The 15,019-nt window shown below is 72.1% G+C and carries 16 protein-coding genes and 1 tRNA gene; 10 read left to right on the forward strand and 7 right to left on the reverse strand.

The window, feature by feature from the left end; translation table 11 throughout:
• The first annotated feature begins 37 nt into the window (after positions 1 to 37).
• From ABWO84_RS07435 to ABWO84_RS07445, 3 genes are read left to right on the forward strand one after another with little or no spacing between them, the layout of a single operon-like run.
• Complete coding sequence (locus tag ABWO84_RS07435; RefSeq protein ID WP_353113881.1) at positions 38 to 1,195, forward strand: DNA polymerase III subunit delta'; 1,158 nt, start codon at positions 38 to 40, stop codon at positions 1,193 to 1,195.
• Positions 1,192 to 2,751: an alpha/beta hydrolase gene (locus tag ABWO84_RS07440; protein ID WP_353113882.1), complete on the forward strand. Its 1,560-nt coding sequence runs from the start codon at positions 1,192 to 1,194 to the stop codon at positions 2,749 to 2,751. The genes ABWO84_RS07435 and ABWO84_RS07440 overlap by 4 nt, the downstream gene beginning before the upstream one ends.
• Before the next feature lie 37 nt (positions 2,752 to 2,788).
• Positions 2,789 to 3,331 (forward strand): signal peptidase II, encoded by a 543-nt coding sequence (locus ABWO84_RS07445; RefSeq protein WP_353113883.1) that lies wholly within the window; start codon positions 2,789 to 2,791, stop codon positions 3,329 to 3,331.
• Between the two features lie 61 nt (positions 3,332 to 3,392).
• Here the strand turns inward: ABWO84_RS07445 and ABWO84_RS07450 are convergent.
• A tRNA-Thr gene (locus tag ABWO84_RS07450) sits at positions 3,393 to 3,468 on the reverse strand.
• Positions 3,469 to 3,642: 174 nt separating this feature from the next.
• Here ABWO84_RS07450 and helR point away from each other — a divergent pair.
• The gene (helR, locus tag ABWO84_RS07455; protein WP_353113884.1) at positions 3,643 to 5,790 is read left to right on the forward strand and encodes an RNA polymerase recycling motor ATPase HelR; all 2,148 of its coding nucleotides are present in this window, start codon (positions 3,643 to 3,645) and stop codon (positions 5,788 to 5,790) included.
• 4 nt (positions 5,791 to 5,794) lie between these two features.
• Here the strand turns inward: helR and ABWO84_RS07460 are convergent, their stop codons facing one another.
• On the reverse strand, positions 5,795 to 6,226 hold the full coding sequence (locus ABWO84_RS07460; RefSeq protein WP_353113885.1) for a pyridoxamine 5'-phosphate oxidase family protein: 432 nt from the start codon (positions 6,224 to 6,226) through the stop codon (positions 5,795 to 5,797).
• Between the two features lie 44 nt (positions 6,227 to 6,270).
• Here ABWO84_RS07460 and ABWO84_RS07465 point away from each other — a divergent pair, with 44 nt between their 5' ends.
• The 3 genes from ABWO84_RS07465 to ABWO84_RS07475 are packed head-to-tail and all read left to right on the forward strand — an operon-like array spanning position 6,271 to position 8,050.
• The gene (locus tag ABWO84_RS07465) at positions 6,271 to 6,849 is read left to right on the forward strand and encodes an isochorismatase family protein (protein ID WP_353113886.1); all 579 of its coding nucleotides are present in this window, start codon (positions 6,271 to 6,273) and stop codon (positions 6,847 to 6,849) included.
• Positions 6,846 to 7,397 (forward strand): DUF1697 domain-containing protein, encoded by a 552-nt coding sequence (locus ABWO84_RS07470; protein ID WP_353113887.1) that lies wholly within the window; start codon positions 6,846 to 6,848, stop codon positions 7,395 to 7,397. Before ABWO84_RS07465 ends, ABWO84_RS07470 begins: the two co-directional genes overlap by 4 nt.
• A 5-nt stretch (positions 7,398 to 7,402) precedes the next feature.
• Entirely contained in the window at positions 7,403 to 8,050 is a 648-nt protein-coding gene (locus ABWO84_RS07475) for an IMPACT family protein (RefSeq protein WP_353113999.1), read from the forward strand.
• Between the two features lie 22 nt (positions 8,051 to 8,072).
• Here ABWO84_RS07475 and ABWO84_RS07480 read toward each other — a convergent pair whose 3' ends face one another.
• The 4 genes from ABWO84_RS07480 to ABWO84_RS07495 form a co-directional block, all read right to left on the reverse strand.
• Positions 8,073 to 8,690, reverse strand: a complete 618-nt coding sequence (locus tag ABWO84_RS07480) for a response regulator transcription factor (RefSeq protein WP_353113888.1) — start codon at positions 8,688 to 8,690, stop codon at positions 8,073 to 8,075.
• Positions 8,687 to 9,892 (reverse strand): sensor histidine kinase, encoded by a 1,206-nt coding sequence (locus ABWO84_RS07485; RefSeq protein WP_353113889.1) that lies wholly within the window; start codon positions 9,890 to 9,892, stop codon positions 8,687 to 8,689. The genes ABWO84_RS07480 and ABWO84_RS07485 overlap by 4 nt, the downstream gene beginning before the upstream one ends.
• Before the next feature lie 107 nt (positions 9,893 to 9,999).
• Positions 10,000 to 10,821 (reverse strand): ABC transporter permease, encoded by an 822-nt coding sequence (locus ABWO84_RS07490; protein WP_353113890.1) that lies wholly within the window; start codon positions 10,819 to 10,821, stop codon positions 10,000 to 10,002.
• A gap of 1 nt (position 10,822) precedes the next feature.
• Positions 10,823 to 11,767 (reverse strand): ABC transporter ATP-binding protein, encoded by a 945-nt coding sequence (locus ABWO84_RS07495; protein ID WP_353113891.1) that lies wholly within the window; start codon positions 11,765 to 11,767, stop codon positions 10,823 to 10,825.
• 118 nt (positions 11,768 to 11,885) lie between these two features.
• Here ABWO84_RS07495 and ABWO84_RS07500 point away from each other — a divergent pair, with 118 nt between their 5' ends.
• Together ABWO84_RS07500 and ABWO84_RS07505 are read left to right on the forward strand one after the other, a co-directional pair.
• Positions 11,886 to 13,301, forward strand: a complete 1,416-nt coding sequence (locus tag ABWO84_RS07500) for an aminotransferase-like domain-containing protein (RefSeq protein ID WP_353113892.1) — start codon at positions 11,886 to 11,888, stop codon at positions 13,299 to 13,301.
• Between the two features lie 18 nt (positions 13,302 to 13,319).
• Positions 13,320 to 14,264 carry a DMT family transporter gene (locus tag ABWO84_RS07505; protein WP_353113893.1) on the forward strand — a complete coding sequence of 315 codons (945 nt, stop codon included), beginning with the start codon at positions 13,320 to 13,322 and terminating at the stop codon, positions 14,262 to 14,264.
• Here the strand turns inward: ABWO84_RS07505 and ABWO84_RS07510 are convergent.
• Positions 14,240 to 14,449 (reverse strand): hypothetical protein, encoded by a 210-nt coding sequence (locus tag ABWO84_RS07510; protein ID WP_353113895.1) that lies wholly within the window; start codon positions 14,447 to 14,449, stop codon positions 14,240 to 14,242. The two genes, ABWO84_RS07505 and ABWO84_RS07510, sit on opposite strands and share 25 nt — an antisense overlap.
• Positions 14,450 to 14,474: 25 nt before the next feature.
• On the opposite strand from ABWO84_RS07510, the gene ABWO84_RS07515 reads away from it, so the two are divergent.
• On the forward strand, positions 14,475 to 14,993 hold the full coding sequence (locus ABWO84_RS07515; protein ID WP_353113896.1) for a CGNR zinc finger domain-containing protein: 519 nt from the start codon (positions 14,475 to 14,477) through the stop codon (positions 14,991 to 14,993).
• The last annotated feature ends 26 nt before the right edge of the window (positions 14,994 to 15,019 follow it).

A 15,019-nucleotide genomic window follows, 5' to 3' on the forward strand; every position in this document is an offset into this window, starting at 1 on the left:
ACCGTCGGCGTCGGACGCCCCGGTTAGGCTGGAGCGCATGACCTCCACCGACCTCGCGCCGTTCCCCTGGGGTGAGGTGTGGGGGCAGGACGCCGCCGTCGAGACGCTGCGCACCGCGGCGTCCGATCCGGCGGCGATGTCGCACGCCTGGCTGATCACCGGGCCGCCGGGATCCGGGCGGTCGACCCTCGCCTATGCCTTCGCCGCGGCGCTCGTCGCGGACCGGCCCGACGACGAGAGCGCGATGCGGCAGGTGCTCGCCGGCACGCATCCCGACGTCACGTCGCTGCGCACCGACAAGGTGATCATCACGATCGCCGAGGCGCGTGCCCTCGTCGAGCGCTCCTACTTCGCCCCCTCCGTCGGACGCTACCGCGTGATCGTCGTCGAGGATGCGGACCGCATGGTCGAACGCACCTCGAACGTGCTGCTGAAGGCGCTCGAGGAGCCCCCGGAGCAGACGGTGTGGATCCTCTGCGCCCCGAGCGAGGCCGACCTGCTGCCGACCATCCGCTCCCGCGTGCGCTCGCTGCGCCTGCGCGAGCCCGACGTCGCCGACGTCGCCCGTCTCATCACGCTGCGCACCGGCGCCGACGAGCAGACCGCCGAGCAGGCCGCGCGGCACGCGCAGCGCCACATCGGCATGGCCCAGCGCCTCGCCACCGACGACGCGGCCCGCCGGCGCCGCGACGACACGCTGCGGTCCGTGCTCGGTGTCCGCGGCGTCCGCGACGCGGTCGATGTCGCGGGACGGGTGATCCAGGCCGCCACCGACGACGCGAAGGCCCTCACGGCCGAGCGCGACGAGGCCGAGCGCCAGGCGCTGCTGCGCACGGTCGGCATCGCGGAGGGACAGGCCGTCCCCCCGGCGCTGCGCGCCCAGGTCTCCGCGCTGGAGGACGACCAGAAGAAGCGCGCAACCCGCAGCCTGCGCGACGGCATCGACCGGGTGCTCACCGATCTGCAGTCGATGTACCGCGACGTGGTGATGCTGCAGTTCGGCCGCGGCGATGAGCTCATCAACGCCGAGTTGCGCGCCGAGCTGACCGCGATCGCCTCCGACTGGCCCGCGGAACGTACCCTGGTGGTGCTCGACCAGCTCGCCGAGACCCGCGAGTCGCTGGAGCGCAACGTCGCCCCGCTGCTCGCCCTGGAAAGCCTTCTCGTGACCGTCACGAGCGGAAGGACACCGTGAATCACCGAACGACACCCCGCCTGCGCCGCCTGACGGCGATCGTCGCAGGCTTGGCCGCCACGGCGATCGCGCTGAGCGGATGCCTGTACGCGAACATCCCCGACGGCGGGACCACCGCGGGCCCGGACCGTGAGCCGGACACCTCGGACGTCGCACCGGACCTCCAGCCCTTCTACTCGCAGAAGCTCGACTGGAGTTCGTGCGGCACCGGTTTCGACTGCGCGGAGGTGAGTGCCCCACTCGACTGGGAGAACCCGGGCGACGGCAAGAAGATGTCGCTCGCGATCGTGCGGCACAAGGCGAACAAGACCGCGAAGGGCTCGCTGCTGGTCAACCCCGGTGGGCCCGGGGCGAGCGGCAAGGGCTTCGTGCAGAACAGCCTCGACTACGCCGTGGGCAAGGCGCTGATCGACGACTACGACGTCATCGGCTTCGACCCCCGCGGTGTCGGCGAGTCCACCGCCGTCTCCTGCTTCGATGCGAAGGAGATGGACGCCTACCTCTATGGGATTCCGAAGTCGCCGCGGAACACCCCGGAGTGGAAGACCGAGATCGGCGAGGGGAACAAGAGGTTCGCCGACGCCTGCGTCGCGAACAGCGATGGCATCCTCCCGTACATCACCACGGTGAACTCGGCGCGCGACATGGACCTGATCCGTGCGGTGCTCGGCGACAAGGAGCTGCACTACCTGGGGTACTCCTACGGGACCTTCCTCGGCGCCACCTACGCCAAGCTCTACCCGCAGCGCGCGACCCGCCTCGTCCTCGACGGGGCGATCGACCCCGCGATCCCCGGCCTCGACGTCGGCACGACCCAGGCCCTCGGCTTCGAGTCCGCGCTGACCGCCTATCTGAAGGACTGCCTCTCGACGAGCGAATGCCCGTTCAACGGCACCGTCGACGAGGCGAAGTCCGACGTGGGGGCGCTGCTCGCCTCGGTCGACCGCACCCCGCTGACCGGCGCCGACGGGCGGAAGATGAACGCGGACTCGATGATGACCGGGATCATCCAGGCGATGTACACCCAGGACTACTGGCAGTACCTCAGCAAGGGATTCGCGGACGCGCTCCAGGGCGACCCGGAGATGATGTTCGCGCTCGCGGACTCCTACAACGGCCGTGACAAGGACGGGCAGTACACCGACAACACCTCCGAGGCGTTCCGTGCGTACAACTGCATGGACTACCCGGTGGAGGACGATCCGGCCGCGCAGGCCGCCGCCGACGCCAAGGTCGCGAAGGGCGCCCCCACGTTCGCGCCCTACTGGAACGCGCCCGATCCGTGCGAGCAGTGGCCCTACCCGGCCACCGGGAAGCGGGAGGCGATCACGGCGGAGGGCTCGGGCCCGATCCTCGTGGTCGGCACCACCAACGACCCGGCGACCCCCTACGAGTGGGCGGTCTCCCTCGCCAAGCAGCTCTCCGAGGGCGTGCTGATCACCCGCGTGGGCGAGGGGCACACCGGGTACAACAAGGGCAACTCCTGCGTGAACGAGGCGGTGGAGAGGTTCCTGCTCGATGGCACCGTGCCGAAGGACGGGCTTCGGTGCGAATGAGCCCGCAGGCGACGGTCGAAGGACGAGCGGAGACACGATGACCGGAGCCGGCAGTACGCCGTCCCGGCACGGGGCCTTCTGGATCGCGCTCGGCATCGCCGTGGTCGTCGTGCTCATTGATCAGCTGTCGAAGGTCTGGGCTGTCGCCGCGCTCGCCGACGGCCGTGTCGTGGATGTGATCGGCGACGCCGTCCGGTTCCAGCTCGCGTACAACACCGGCGGGGCCTTCTCCACGGGCAGCGGCGTCACCTGGATCTTCACGATCGTGTCGGGCGTCGCCGCCGTCGCGCTCGCGGTGTTCGCGTGGCGGGTGACATCGCCCGGGTGGGCGATCGGGATCGGCGCCCTCCTCGGCGGAGCCGTCAGCCACTTCGGCGACAGGCTCCTCCGCGGGGCATCGCTCGGCAACGGTCACGTGGTCGATTTCATCGATTACTTCGGCTGGTTCATCGGCAACGTGGCGGACATCGCGATCGTGCTGAGCGTCGTCTACCTGTTCATGCTCGCGCTGCGGAAGGTGCCGACGAGGCACGACGCCCACCCGCAACCGGAGGAGCCCGCGGACGCAGAGGAGTCCTAGGGCGCCTGCTCTCGGCTCGAATCGAAGAGGCCCGGATGCGTGATGCATCCGGGCCTCTCTGTGGAGCCGCCTAAGGGAATCGAACCCTTGACCTATTCATTACGAGTGAATCGCTCTGCCGTCTGAGCTAAGGCGGCGTGCGCCTGGCACGAGAAGAAATACTACCCTGCGAGCCGGGCAGGAGCGAAACCGACGGTGTCCCCTCCCGCACTTCCAGTCTATCGGCGGGGTGGGGGCTTGCGGCAAGGCCCCCGGCAGGGGGCAGAATCGACCTTCGCCGCGGCGGCCCGCGCCGCGCAGGAAGGACCTCCGTGCCCCGCACTCCCGATACCTTCTTCGCCCTCCCGTCCGACCGCACCGCCAAGTCCGACATCGCCTTCACGGCCGCGGATGACGCACGGCTCGCCGAGATCGCCGCGACGATCGACGCGGACAACCGTCGCATCCGCCGCCGGCTCGACGAACTGCGCCGCCGTGCCGTGCGCGCCGGTGCCGCCGCCCTCGAACGGGACCAGAACATCCGCGCGCTCAGCACCCGGCTGCGAGTGCGGGAGCGGTTCGGAGCCGATCTGTGCCTGGGGAGGATCGTTCCGGACGACGGATCCGACCCGGTGTACATCGGCCGGCTGGGTCTGACCGGAGCCGACGGACGGCAACTGCTCGTGGACTGGAGGGCGCCCGCCGCGGAGCCGTTCTTCGGCGCGACGCACGCCGAACCGATGGGGACGCGCAGCCGGCGGCGGTTCCGCTGGGCGGGAGGGACGATCCGCGACTACTGGGACGAGGCGTTCACCGAGGCCGGGCTGGCCGACGCCGCGGTGCTCGATGACCGGTCGGCGTTCATCGCCAGCCTCGCCGAGAGCCGCACCTCCCGGATGCGGGACGTGCTCGGGACGATCCAGGCGGATCAGGACGCGATCATCCGCGCCGGAGCGGGGAAGGCCCTCGTCGTCGACGGAGGTCCCGGAACCGGGAAGACCGTGGTCGCGCTGCACCGGGCCTCGTACCTGCTGTACGCCGACCCGCGGGTCGACGAGCGGGGCATCCTCTTCATCGGACCGCATGAGCCCTATCTCTCCTACATCGCCGACGTGCTGCCCGGTCTCGGGGAGGACGGGGTGCGCGCATGCACGCTCCGCGACCTGGTGGCCGAGGGGGTGCGGGCCGCTCCGGAGGAGGATTCGCGCATCGCCGCCCTCAAGGCCGACGTGCGCATGGTCGAGGCGATCGAGCCCGCGGTGCGCCTGTACGAGGAGCCTCCGGTCGTCGATCTCGCGATCGAGACCGAATGGGCCGACCTCGAGGTGTCGGCGGCGGACTGGGCGGATGCGTTCGCCGCCGCCGAGCCCGGCGTCCCGCACAATGAGGCCCGCGACCAGGTGTGGCAGGCCCTCGTCGAGATCTTGCGGACGCAGGCGGAGGAGCAGGTGGGCGACGACGTGCCGCTGCGCGCCCTGCAACGGCAGCTCGCCCGGCACCCTCTGCTCACTCGCACCTTCGCGCGCGCCTGGCCGCTGCTCGAGGCGTCGGCGCTCGTCGCCGATCTGTGGGCCGTCCCTGCATACCTGCGCCGCTGCGCGCCCTGGCTCGACGCGGACGGGGCGGGACTGCTGCGGAGACCCCGTACGGATGCCTGGACCGATGCCGACCTTCCGCTGATCGACGCGGCCCGGCATCGGCTCGGCGACCCGGACGGTGCGCGCCTGCGCCGACGGCGGGAGGCCGCTCTCGCGGAACAGTGCGAGTACATGGGCGAGGTCGTCGAGGCCTTCGTCTCGGCGGGCCATGAGGTGATGCAGTGGATGAACGGCGCCGACCTGCGCAACAGCCTCATCGACGAGAGCGCCCTGCCCGAGATCGAGAGGGACGCGCTCGCGGGCCCCTTCGCGCACATCGTCGTCGACGAGGCCCAGGAGCTCACCGACGCCGAGTGGCGGATGCTGCTGCGTCGGTGCCCGTCCCGGAGCCTGACCGTCGTGGGCGATCGCGCGCAGGCGCGGCAGGGGTTCGCCGAGACCTGGGGGCAGCGGCTCCGCCGTATCGGGATCCCGGACGCCGACCAGCGCTCGCTGACGATCAACTACCGCACGCCCGAGGAGATCATGACGGCGGCCGAGCCCGTGATCCGCGCGGCGTTCCCCGACGCCAACGTCCCTGTCTCGGTGCGCCGCAGCAGCGTCCCCGTGCGGCGGGGGAGGGCGGGTGATCTGGACGAGGTGCTGGACGAGTGGCTCCGCGGGCATCCGGACGGGACGGCCTGCGTGATCGGAGCGGCGCGCGGCGACGACCCGGCCGGGCGGGTGCGCTCGCTGACACCGGTCACCGCCAAAGGGCTCGAGTTCGACCTCGTGGTGCTCGTCGACCCGCTGTCCTTCGGCACCGGCATCCGGGGTGCCGTCGACCGCTACGTGTCGATGACCCGGGCGACCGGTGAGCTCGTGGTGCTCGACGAGGCGTGAGCGATCAGGCGTTCCAGCGGGCCTCGGCGACCTCGGGGGCGGGGGACGAGGCGTCGTAGACGCGCACCCAGGCGGGGCGGACGGCGACCACGGCGAATCCGTCCGTGAGCGCCCGGGAGCCCGGGAACCGGGTCTCGTACTCGGCGGCCAGGGCGACGCGCTCCTCGCCCTCGACCACCAGGGCCGTGCCTTCGACCTGCACGGACACATCGCCGCCGGTGCCGATCACGACGGCCACGCGGTCGTCGGCACGGAGGTTCGCGATCTTGCGAAAGGTCTCCGGGCTGTCGAAGATCAGCGTCCCGTCGTCCCGCGCGGTCAGCCCGACGAGGGCCGCCTCCGGAGCGCCGTCCGGCGAGACCGTCGCCACGACGCCGCGTCCCTCGGCGCGCACGAAGGCGGCGAGGGACGCGGGGCGGTGCGGGTCCGGGGCCATGCGGGGACTCTACCGAACCGGCGCGGGCGGCGTACCCTCGGATCATGGCCAGGGCACTGCTGATCGTCGACGTCCAGAACGACTTCACGGAGGGCGGCGCGCTCGCCGTCGAGGGCGGGGACGCCGTGGCGGCCGGCGTCACGGCCCTCCTCGCTGCGAGATCCGGCGACTACGCGGTCATCGTCGCCTCGCGGGACTGGCACGACGCGGACGGCGACAACGGCGGGCACTTCTCCGCGGAGCCCGACTACCGGGACAGCTGGCCGGTGCACTGCGTCGCCGGGACCGACGGCGCGGCCTACGACCCGCTGCTCGTGATCGACGCGGTCACCCACCACGTGAGGAAGGGGCAGGGAAAGCCCGCCTATTCGATGTTCGAGGGCGTCTCCGACGACGGGGAGACCGTGGGCGACATCCTCTCCGCGCACGGCGTGGTCGCGGCGGACGTCGTCGGCATCGCGACCGACCACTGCGTGCGCGCCTCGGCGCTCGACGCGATCGCGCACGGCGTGCGGGTGCGGATCCTCACCGACCTCGTGGCCGGCGTCGCCCCCGCGCCCAGCGAGGCGGCCCTCGCAGAGTTCGCCCATGCCGGGGCAGAGCTCGCCGCGAGCGGTCTGTGACCGTGCGCGGCGCCCTGCTGCTGCGCGCGGTGAACGTCGGCGGACGGAACCGCGTGCCGATGGCCGAGCTGCGGTCGCTCCTGAGCGGGCGTCTGGGGCTCGAGAACGTGTCGACCTACATCGCCAGCGGCAACATCCTCAGCGATCTGCCGGCGGACCGCCCGGCACTCTCCGCGGAGGTGCGCGCGCTCATCGCGGAGGAGTTCTCCGTCGACACGCCGGTGATCGTCCGCACCCACGACGAGCTGGTCGCGGCGCTCGCGACCAACCCCTTCCCCGATGCGGCGGAGGACCGGATGCTGCACACGATGTTCCTCGAGGGGCCCGCCGACGGCGGGGCGATCGAGGCCCTCACGCCGCGGCTCCAGCCGGGGGAGAGGATCGCCCTCGTCGGCGCCGACCTCTGGATCGACTACGGGACCGGCGGCGTGCAGTCGACGAAGCTCACCACGGGGGTGCTCGATCGGGCGCTGGGGGTCTCCGGAACCGCGCGGAACCTGCGGACCGTGCGCACTCTCGCCGAGCTCGCCGCGGACACCGACCGGTGACCGCGATGCCGTTCCCCGCGACGATCGCGGGGGCCGTCGAGCATGAACTGGTCATCAAGAAGTCGCGGTTCATCGCACAGCTCTCCCCGGTCTCCTCCGCGGCGGAGGCCGACGAGGTCATCGCCGCGGCAAAGCGACGGTTCTGGGATGCGCGGCACAACTGCAGCGCGCAGGTGACCGGGCTGCACGGCGACCGTGCCCGGTCCTCCGACGACGGCGAGCCGTCCGGAACGGCCGGCATGCCGATGCTGGAGGTGCTGCGGCGCCGGGGGCTGACCGACCTCGTCGCCGTGGTGACCCGGTACTTCGGCGGGGTGAAGCTCGGGGCCGGAGGTCTGGTCCGGGCATACTCCTCCGCGGTCTCCGAGGGTCTCGACCGCGCGGCACTGGTGGACCGGATGCTGCTGGCGCAGGCCGTGCTGTCCGTGCCCCACGCCGAGGCGGGTCGCTACGACAACGCGCTCCGTGCGTGGGCCGCGGCACATGGCGGAGTGCGGGGCGAGACCCGGTACGCCGCCGATGCGCGGTTCGAGCTCTGGGCGCCCCCGGCGTCGCTGCCGCGGCTCGCCGCCGACGTCGCCGAGCTGTCAGCGGGCGCCGTCGAGGCTGTCGTCACCGGCGAGGAGCGCGTCACCGGCATCCCGCGGACCTGAGCGATGCGGCCGCGGGCGGCGTTCAGGCGGGGGCGCCCAGCCAGCCGCGGTCCTCGGCGATGCGTGCGGCATCGGCGCGCGTGCGCGCCTCGAGCTTCTGCATCGCCGACGACAGGTAGTTGCGGGTCGTGCCCTCGGACAGGTGCAGCTCGGCGGCGATGTCCGCGATCGTGCCCCCTCCCCGCGCCGCGGACAGCACGTCCGTCTCGCGCGGCGTCAGCGGCGACTGCCCCGCGGTGAGCGCATCGGTCGCGAGCGCGGCGTCGATCACGCGCTCCCCGCGCACCACGCGGCGCACCACGTCTGCGAGCTCGGTCGCCGGAGTGTCCTTCACGACGTACCCGGTCACGCCCGCGGCGAGGGCGCGGGAGAGGTATCCCGCACGCCCGAAGGTCGTCACGATCACGACGCGGATCCCGGGCATCTCGGAGCGCAGCTGCGCGGCGGCGGCGAGGCCGTCGATCCCCGGCATCTCCACGTCGAGCAGCGCGACCTGCGGGTCGTGCGTCCTCGCGGCCTCCAGGACCTCGTCGCCGCGCCCGACCTGGGCGACGACCTCGAGATCGTCCTCGAGCGACAGCAGCGTGGCCAGGGCCCCGCGCACGAGCGCCTGATCGTCGGCGACGAGCAGCCGGATCATGCGGAGACCTCCAGCAGGAAGCCGCCGCGGCGCGAGCGTCCGATGCGGATCGCACCGCCGGCATCCCGCGCGCGCTCCGCCAGGCCGTGCAGCCCGTTCCCGCTCCCCGCCCCTGCCCCCTCGGCGGGTCCCACGCCGTCGTCCTCGATCGTGATGCGGCGGGGGGCGAGCGTGACCCAGCATTCGGATGCCTGCGAGTGGCGGAGGATGTTCGTGGCGGCCTCCCGCAGCGTCCAGCCGAACAGCTCCCGGTTCTCCTCCGGGACGTCGTCCGTGGTGCTGGGGAGGTGAGCCTCGAGCCCGGCGGCGGCGAGCAGCGCGCGGATGGAGGCGAGTTCGCTCGCCACCCGCACCTGCCGATAGCCGGAGACGACGGCGCGCATGTCGCCGAGGGTCGCGCGCGCCAGCGACTGCACCTCCCTGACCTCCTGCGCTGCGGAGGCGGGGTCCCGCTCGGAGAGGGCAGCGGCGAGGTCGGCCTTCAGCGCGATCGCGGAGAGCGAGTGGCCCAGGATGTCGTGCATGTCGCGGGCCATCCGGTTGCGCTCCTCCTCGACGGCCACTGCGGCGAGCTCCTGCTGAGTGGCGCGCAGCTCGCGCATGGTCTGCAGATTGCGTGCGAACGCTACCATCAGGCTGCCCACCGACCCGATCACCAGAGGCACCGACCAGGAGGGCGTGCCGCGGTCGGCCTCGAACGCCGGGTCGAGCGCGGCCATGACCTCGATCACGAGGAAGGACAGCAGGGCGAGGGAGAAGACGACGATCATCGCCGTGCGCGAGCCGAGGCACAGCGCCGATGCGACCGCGACGTACACCCAGAGGAGGGTCGAGCCGGGGCCGAGCAGGCCGATCAGCGGGATGGTGAAGAGCATGAGCACCGCGGGCGGCACCCACTGGAAGCCCAGCGGCAGCGCGAGCGCGACGGGAGTGGAGGTCACGAACATCGCGCAGAACAGCACGAGTCCTGCGACGATGCCCCACGAGGCGGGCGCCGCCACCTGGGTGAGCGTCGGGATGATCGTGAACCCGAGCGCGAAGAGCAGGCTCAGCGCCGCCCCGGGATACCAGCGCAGCGACGCGGGAGCGGTCAGCGCTGCCAGGAGGCGCTGCCACCCGCGGGCATCGCCGAGCGCGCGCCGATCGAGCAGCCAGTCCTTCGTGCGCGGCTGCGTGCGCGGGCCGTCATCGCACTCGTCCATGGGCTCCACCCCTCCATCTTCCGCCCGCCCCGGGCCCTGGTGCCAGCGCGCGGCGCGCCGCGCTCCGTCACCGGAGGCGTCGCGCCGCGCGACGAGCCGCGCCGTGGTCACACGCGCTTGGTGTCGCGACGGAACATGAGCACCGCGAACCCGGTGAACAGCACGAACCAGACGACGAGGTTGGGAACCGCCCAGACATCCGGCGCCTCGCCCACGATCGCCGACTGCGAGAGGTTCGCGATGCCCCAGACCGGGGTGAACTTCGCCGCGACCTGCACGCCCTCGGGCATCAGGGCCAGCGGGAAGAACAGGCCGCCCATGAAGCTGAGGATCGGGAGGATCGGGCCGAGGTAGCGCATCGCGTTCTGCGCGGGGAAGGCGTAGCCGACGGCGAGGCCGAGGCTGGTCATCATCAGCGAGCTGATCCAGGCGAGGATCGCGGCGCCGATGAGGTTGCCGACCGGGGCCGTGATGCCCAGGGCGGTGCCGACGATGAGGGTGATGAGCACCGCGAGCCCGCCGAGGAGCAGGCCGCAGAGCACCTTGACGAGGATGTAGACCACCGGGTTGAGCGGGGTGAGCCTGAGCTGTCTGCTCCAGCCCTGCGCGCGCTCCGAGGCCACGGAGACCCCGGTCATGGTGCTGGCGACCATCGCCCCGTACACCGCCATCGAGATCATGATCGGCACGGCGGCGGAGATCCCGCCCTGGGCGAGGGGGACGTCGGAGATGGACTTGTCGCGGTTGGGGAGCGCGACGAGGATCAGCATCGCGAGCGGGAAGATCAGGGTGAAGATCACCACGCTCGCGTTGCGGAAGAGACGCTTGATCTCGACCGAGAGGAAGGTCCAGCTGAAGCCGCCGTAGGACGGGGCCCGGCGGGAGGCGGGGTCGATCGTGTCGAGGCGGTCGAGGGATGCAGCGGACATCTCATTCTCCTTCGTTGTCGTCGCCGGTCAGGCGCAGGAACGCCTGCTCGAGGTTCTGGCTGGTGATCGTGACGTCGTGCGCCGGCGTCTGGGCGAGCAGGTAGCGGGCCACGGCGTCGGAGTCGCTGGACCGCACGAGCACCCGGGATCCGCGGACCTCGACGGAGTCGACGCCGGGGATGCGCGAGAGCGCGGACTGGTCGGCGCCCTCCCACTCGGCCTCGATGGTGCGGCCGGCGGCCATCGCCTTGATCTCGGCCGTCGTGCCGTCGGCGACGATCCGCCCCTTGCGGATGAGGATGATCCGGTCGGCGTATTGGTCGGCCTCCTCCAGGTAGTGCGTGGCGAACAGCACCGTACGGCCGCGCTGGGCATCGGCGTGGATGGCCTGCCAGAAGGAGTGCCGCCCCTCGACGTCCATCCCCGTCGTCGGCTCGTCGAGCACGATCAGCCCGGGATCGGAGACGAGGGCCATGGCGAACCGGAGTCGCTGCTGCTGGCCGCCGGAGCACTTGGACACGCGGCGGTCGGCGATGTCGAGGATGCCGGCGCGCTCGAGCGCCGCGTCGATGCCGGTGGTCTGGGCGAACAGCGAGGCCGTGAGCTTCATGGTGTCGCGTACGGTGATGTCTCCGAGCAGCCCTCCGGTCTGCATGACGGCGGAGACGAGGCCTCGGCTGATGGCCTGGCGGGGCGTCAGCCCGAAGAGGGCGATCTCGCCGTGGTCGGGCTGCGAGAGCCCGAGCAGCATGTCGATCGTGGTCGTCTTCCCGGCGCCGTTCGGGCCGAGGAATGCGACGACCTCGCCCTGACGGACGGTGATGTCCACGCCGTCGACGGCGGTGAAGCCGCGGAAGGACTTGGTGAGCCCCGTGGCCGCGACGGCGGGGCGGGCGGCGGCGGGCGCCGTTCGCGCCGCGCTCCGGGTGGGTGCTGTCTCTGTCATGCCTCCAGTCTGCGTTCCGCGGTCCGCGGCGGCTCATGAGCGATGTCATCTCCTCGACATGACATCCGTCACAGAGCGGCAGGGCCGTGTGGGCGAACCGCCGCTATCATCGGGGACTGTGAGCGAGAGTAGCGCTGATCGGATCGTGAGCGAACTGCGGTCCTGGATCTCGGACGCGGCGCCCGGTGCGCGACTGCCGTCGAGCCGAGAGCTCGCGGCCCGGTTCGGCGCCAGCCCGGTGACCGTGCAGAAGGCGATGCACACGCTCGTCGGGCTGGGACTGGTGGAGAGCCGGCCCGGTGCGGGCAGCTTCGTGCGGGGAGGGCGCGCGCCGCGCACGCTCGACTTCGGGTGGCAGACCGGAGCGCTGCGCACCGCGCAGGCCAGAGTTCCCGCCCTCTCGACGCCGATGCGCGACGCGGCCGTCGACGCGATCGGCCTGCACTCCGGCTACCCGGCGGGCGAGCTGCTGCCGGAGCGCGCGGTGCGGGCCGCACTCGCCCGGGCCGCCCGTGCCGATGCGGCCACGAGCCGTTCGGCGGTCGGCGGTCTCCCGGAGCTGCAGGCCTGGTTCGCCCGTGAGCTGGGGGAGCGCACACCGGCCGGGGTGACGCCGCCCGCCGCGCGGGACGTGATCGTGGCGCCGGGCAGTCAGAGCGCGCTGAGCTCGGTGTTCCGTGCGCTGACGGATCCCGGGCAGCCGGTGGTGATGGAGTCGCCCACCTACTGGGGGGCGATCCTGGCCGCTGCGCAGGCCGGGGTGCGGATCGTACCGGTCTCGGGCGACGGGGAGGGGCCCGACCCCGATGATCTCGTCCGCGCCCTCGCGGAGACCGGCGCTCGGGTCTTCTACGCGCAGCCGAACTTCCAGAACCCGACCGGGGTGCAGTGGTCGCCCGCGCGGCGGGAGCGCGTGATGGCCGCCGTGCGCGCGCACGGCGCCTTCCTGGTGGAGGACGACTGGGCGCATGACTTCGGGATCGACGCGGATGCGGTGCCGATGGCCGCCTTCGACGACGGCGGCCATGTCGTGTACGTGCGCTCGCTGACCAAGAGCGTCTCCCCGGCGGTGCGGGTCGCGGCCGTGATCGCCCGCGGTCCGGTCCGCGATCGGATCCTCGCCGACCGGGGCGCCGAGTCGATGTACGTCAGCGGCGTGCTGCAGGCGGCCGCTCTCGACGTCGTGCTGCAGCCGGCGTGGCGGTCCCATCTGCGGGGGCTGCGGACGCGGCTGCGCGAACGCAGGGATCTGCTCGCGGCGAGCCTCGCCGAGCACGCGCCTGCCCTGCGCGTCGAGCGGATGCCACGGGGCGGGCTGAACCTCTGGGCGCGTCTGCCCGACGGGGCGGACGCCGACCGCCTGATGCGGGACTGCGAGGCGGAGGGCGTGCTGATCGCCGCCGGGACCGAATGGTTCCCGGCCGAGCCGCCGGCGGCGTTCGTCCGGCTGAACTTCTCCGGTCCCGATCCCTCCCGTTTCGGCGACGGCGCGGCGGCGATCGGCAGAGCGCTCCGGCGTCAGCGCGTGGGATAGTAACTGCTACGCTGTTGTATGAAAGAACAGAGTAGCGCTATTCACAAGGTCGCCGCGCCGGTATCCTCCCGCGCCGGGCTCGGATGGGGCTTCCTCGGGGTCGCGGCCTTCTCGTTCACGGTGCCGCTGACCCGGATCGCCGTCGAAGGCGGCGCGATGTCCCCGCTGTTCGTGGGTGCCGGGCGTGCGGTGGTCGCCGCAGTGCTCGCCGGGCTGGCCCTCGGCCTCACTCGGCAGCGGCTGCCGAGGGGCGTGCAGTGGTGGCGTCTGGCCGTCGTCGCCGGCGGAGTGGTGGTCGGGTTCCCGCTCCTGACGTCCTTCGCGCTCACCACCGTCCCCGCGAGCCACGGCGCGGTGGTGATCGCGCTGCTCCCCGCCGCCACGGCGGTCGCGGCGGTGCTCCGCACGCGGGAGCGTCCGCGGCGCTCGTTCTGGATCGCCGCGGGGCTCGGGGCGGTCGCGGCGGTGCTGTTCGCCGTGCTCAACGGCGGAGGTCTCGGGGGTCTCGGCGTCTCCGACCTGCTGCTGTTCGGGGCGGTGGTCGCCGCCGCGATCGGCTACGCGGAGGGTGGTCTGCTCGCCCGTGAGCTCGGAGCGTGGCAGACGGTGTCGTGGGCGCTCGTGCTGTCGGCTCCGCTGATGATCCTGCTCACCGGGCTCGCGATGGCGGAGTATCCTCCGACGGGGGGAGCGGCGGAATGGGCGTCGTTCGCGTATCTCGCTGTGGTCAGCATGTTCCTCGGGTTCTTCGCCTGGTATCGGGGTCTCGCGATCGGTCCGATGGCCCAGGTCAGCCAGATACAGCTGACGCAGCCGGTGATGACGTTGTGCTGGGCGGCGCTGCTGCTCGGCGAGCACCTGACCTGGGTGACGATCCTCGGCGGCGTCGCGGTGATCGGCTGCGCGCTGCTCGCCGTGCGATCGCGGAGCGCCGCGCCTCAGCGGGTGGCGACGACGGGATGACTGAGCATGGCGGGCGGCATCCCTCCGTCGGCGCGGAGGTCGACGCGGCGGGTGCCGCACGCCGTGCAGCGCACATACACGACGAGACCCTCGGACGTGCGGTGCGAGGACTCGGTCGTCCAGCCGTGCTCGTGCGCGGTGACGGGGATACCGGAGGTCTCGGGGAGGGCGTGGATTGCGGTCATGGAACGAGCCTGATGTAATGCCCTTATGCATCTCAACCCTTACGGTGAGTACGCGGTGCTGCTCGCGGCCTCCCTCGCGAACGACTGGCCCGCGGATCGGGAGGGGATCGTCGAGCGGACACGCGACTTCGGGATGACGATGTCGTTCGCGGTGGGTGACGACGATCACACGGAGACGCGGATCGTCGTCGACGACTGGCTGCGGGTGGTCGACGCCGAGGAGCCGGAGGATCGTGCCGCGCAGCTGAATGCGCAGATGGCGATGGTCGCGGCGTATCCCCGCCTGGTCGACCACGACGAGGAGGGGTGGCATCTGCACTACCGCGACGAGGTCGACCGCCTTCCCTTCGTGATGCGTGCCGTGTTCGGCGTGGGCACCGCGATGCACCTCTCCGAGCGCGGCATGCACCGGATGGGACGCTGCGCCGCGGCGCCCTGCCGGAAGGTGGTGGTCGACGTGACGCGCAACGGCCGCCAGCGCTACTGCTCGGTGCGCTGCGCCAACCGCGACGCGGTGCGCCGCCACCGTGCACGGCAGGCCTGAGGCGGCGCGTCGGAACGGAGACCGTG

It is taken from the genome of Microbacterium sp. (assembly GCF_040394595.1).
Lineage (GTDB): Bacteria > Actinomycetota > Actinomycetes > Actinomycetales > Microbacteriaceae > Microbacterium.

What these genes read in the sequence shown, in the direction of transcription:
- ABWO84_RS07465 (WP_353113886.1), top strand. Translation starts at nt 6,271, where the DNA reads ATGGCCAGGGCACTGCTGATCGTCGACGTCCAGAACGACTTCACGGAG.
- ABWO84_RS07490 (WP_353113890.1), bottom strand. Translation starts at nt 10,821, where the DNA reads ATGTCCGCTGCATCCCTCGACCGCCTCGACACGATCGACCCCGCCTCC.
- ABWO84_RS07460 (WP_353113885.1), bottom strand. Translation starts at nt 6,226, where the DNA reads ATGGCCCCGGACCCGCACCGCCCCGCGTCCCTCGCCGCCTTCGTGCGC.
- ABWO84_RS07445 (WP_353113883.1), top strand. Translation starts at nt 2,789, where the DNA reads ATGACCGGAGCCGGCAGTACGCCGTCCCGGCACGGGGCCTTCTGGATC.
- ABWO84_RS07475 (WP_353113999.1), top strand. Translation starts at nt 7,403, where the DNA reads ATGCCGTTCCCCGCGACGATCGCGGGGGCCGTCGAGCATGAACTGGTC.
- ABWO84_RS07515 (WP_353113896.1), top strand. Translation starts at nt 14,475, where the DNA reads ATGCATCTCAACCCTTACGGTGAGTACGCGGTGCTGCTCGCGGCCTCC.
- ABWO84_RS07495 (WP_353113891.1), bottom strand. Translation starts at nt 11,767, where the DNA reads ATGACAGAGACAGCACCCACCCGGAGCGCGGCGCGAACGGCGCCCGCC.
- ABWO84_RS07435 (WP_353113881.1), top strand. Translation starts at nt 38, where the DNA reads ATGACCTCCACCGACCTCGCGCCGTTCCCCTGGGGTGAGGTGTGGGGG.
- ABWO84_RS07485 (WP_353113889.1), bottom strand. Translation starts at nt 9,892, where the DNA reads ATGGACGAGTGCGATGACGGCCCGCGCACGCAGCCGCGCACGAAGGAC.
- ABWO84_RS07510 (WP_353113895.1), bottom strand. Translation starts at nt 14,449, where the DNA reads ATGACCGCAATCCACGCCCTCCCCGAGACCTCCGGTATCCCCGTCACC.
- ABWO84_RS07480 (WP_353113888.1), bottom strand. Translation starts at nt 8,690, where the DNA reads ATGATCCGGCTGCTCGTCGCCGACGATCAGGCGCTCGTGCGCGGGGCC.
- ABWO84_RS07505 (WP_353113893.1), top strand. Translation starts at nt 13,320, where the DNA reads ATGAAAGAACAGAGTAGCGCTATTCACAAGGTCGCCGCGCCGGTATCC.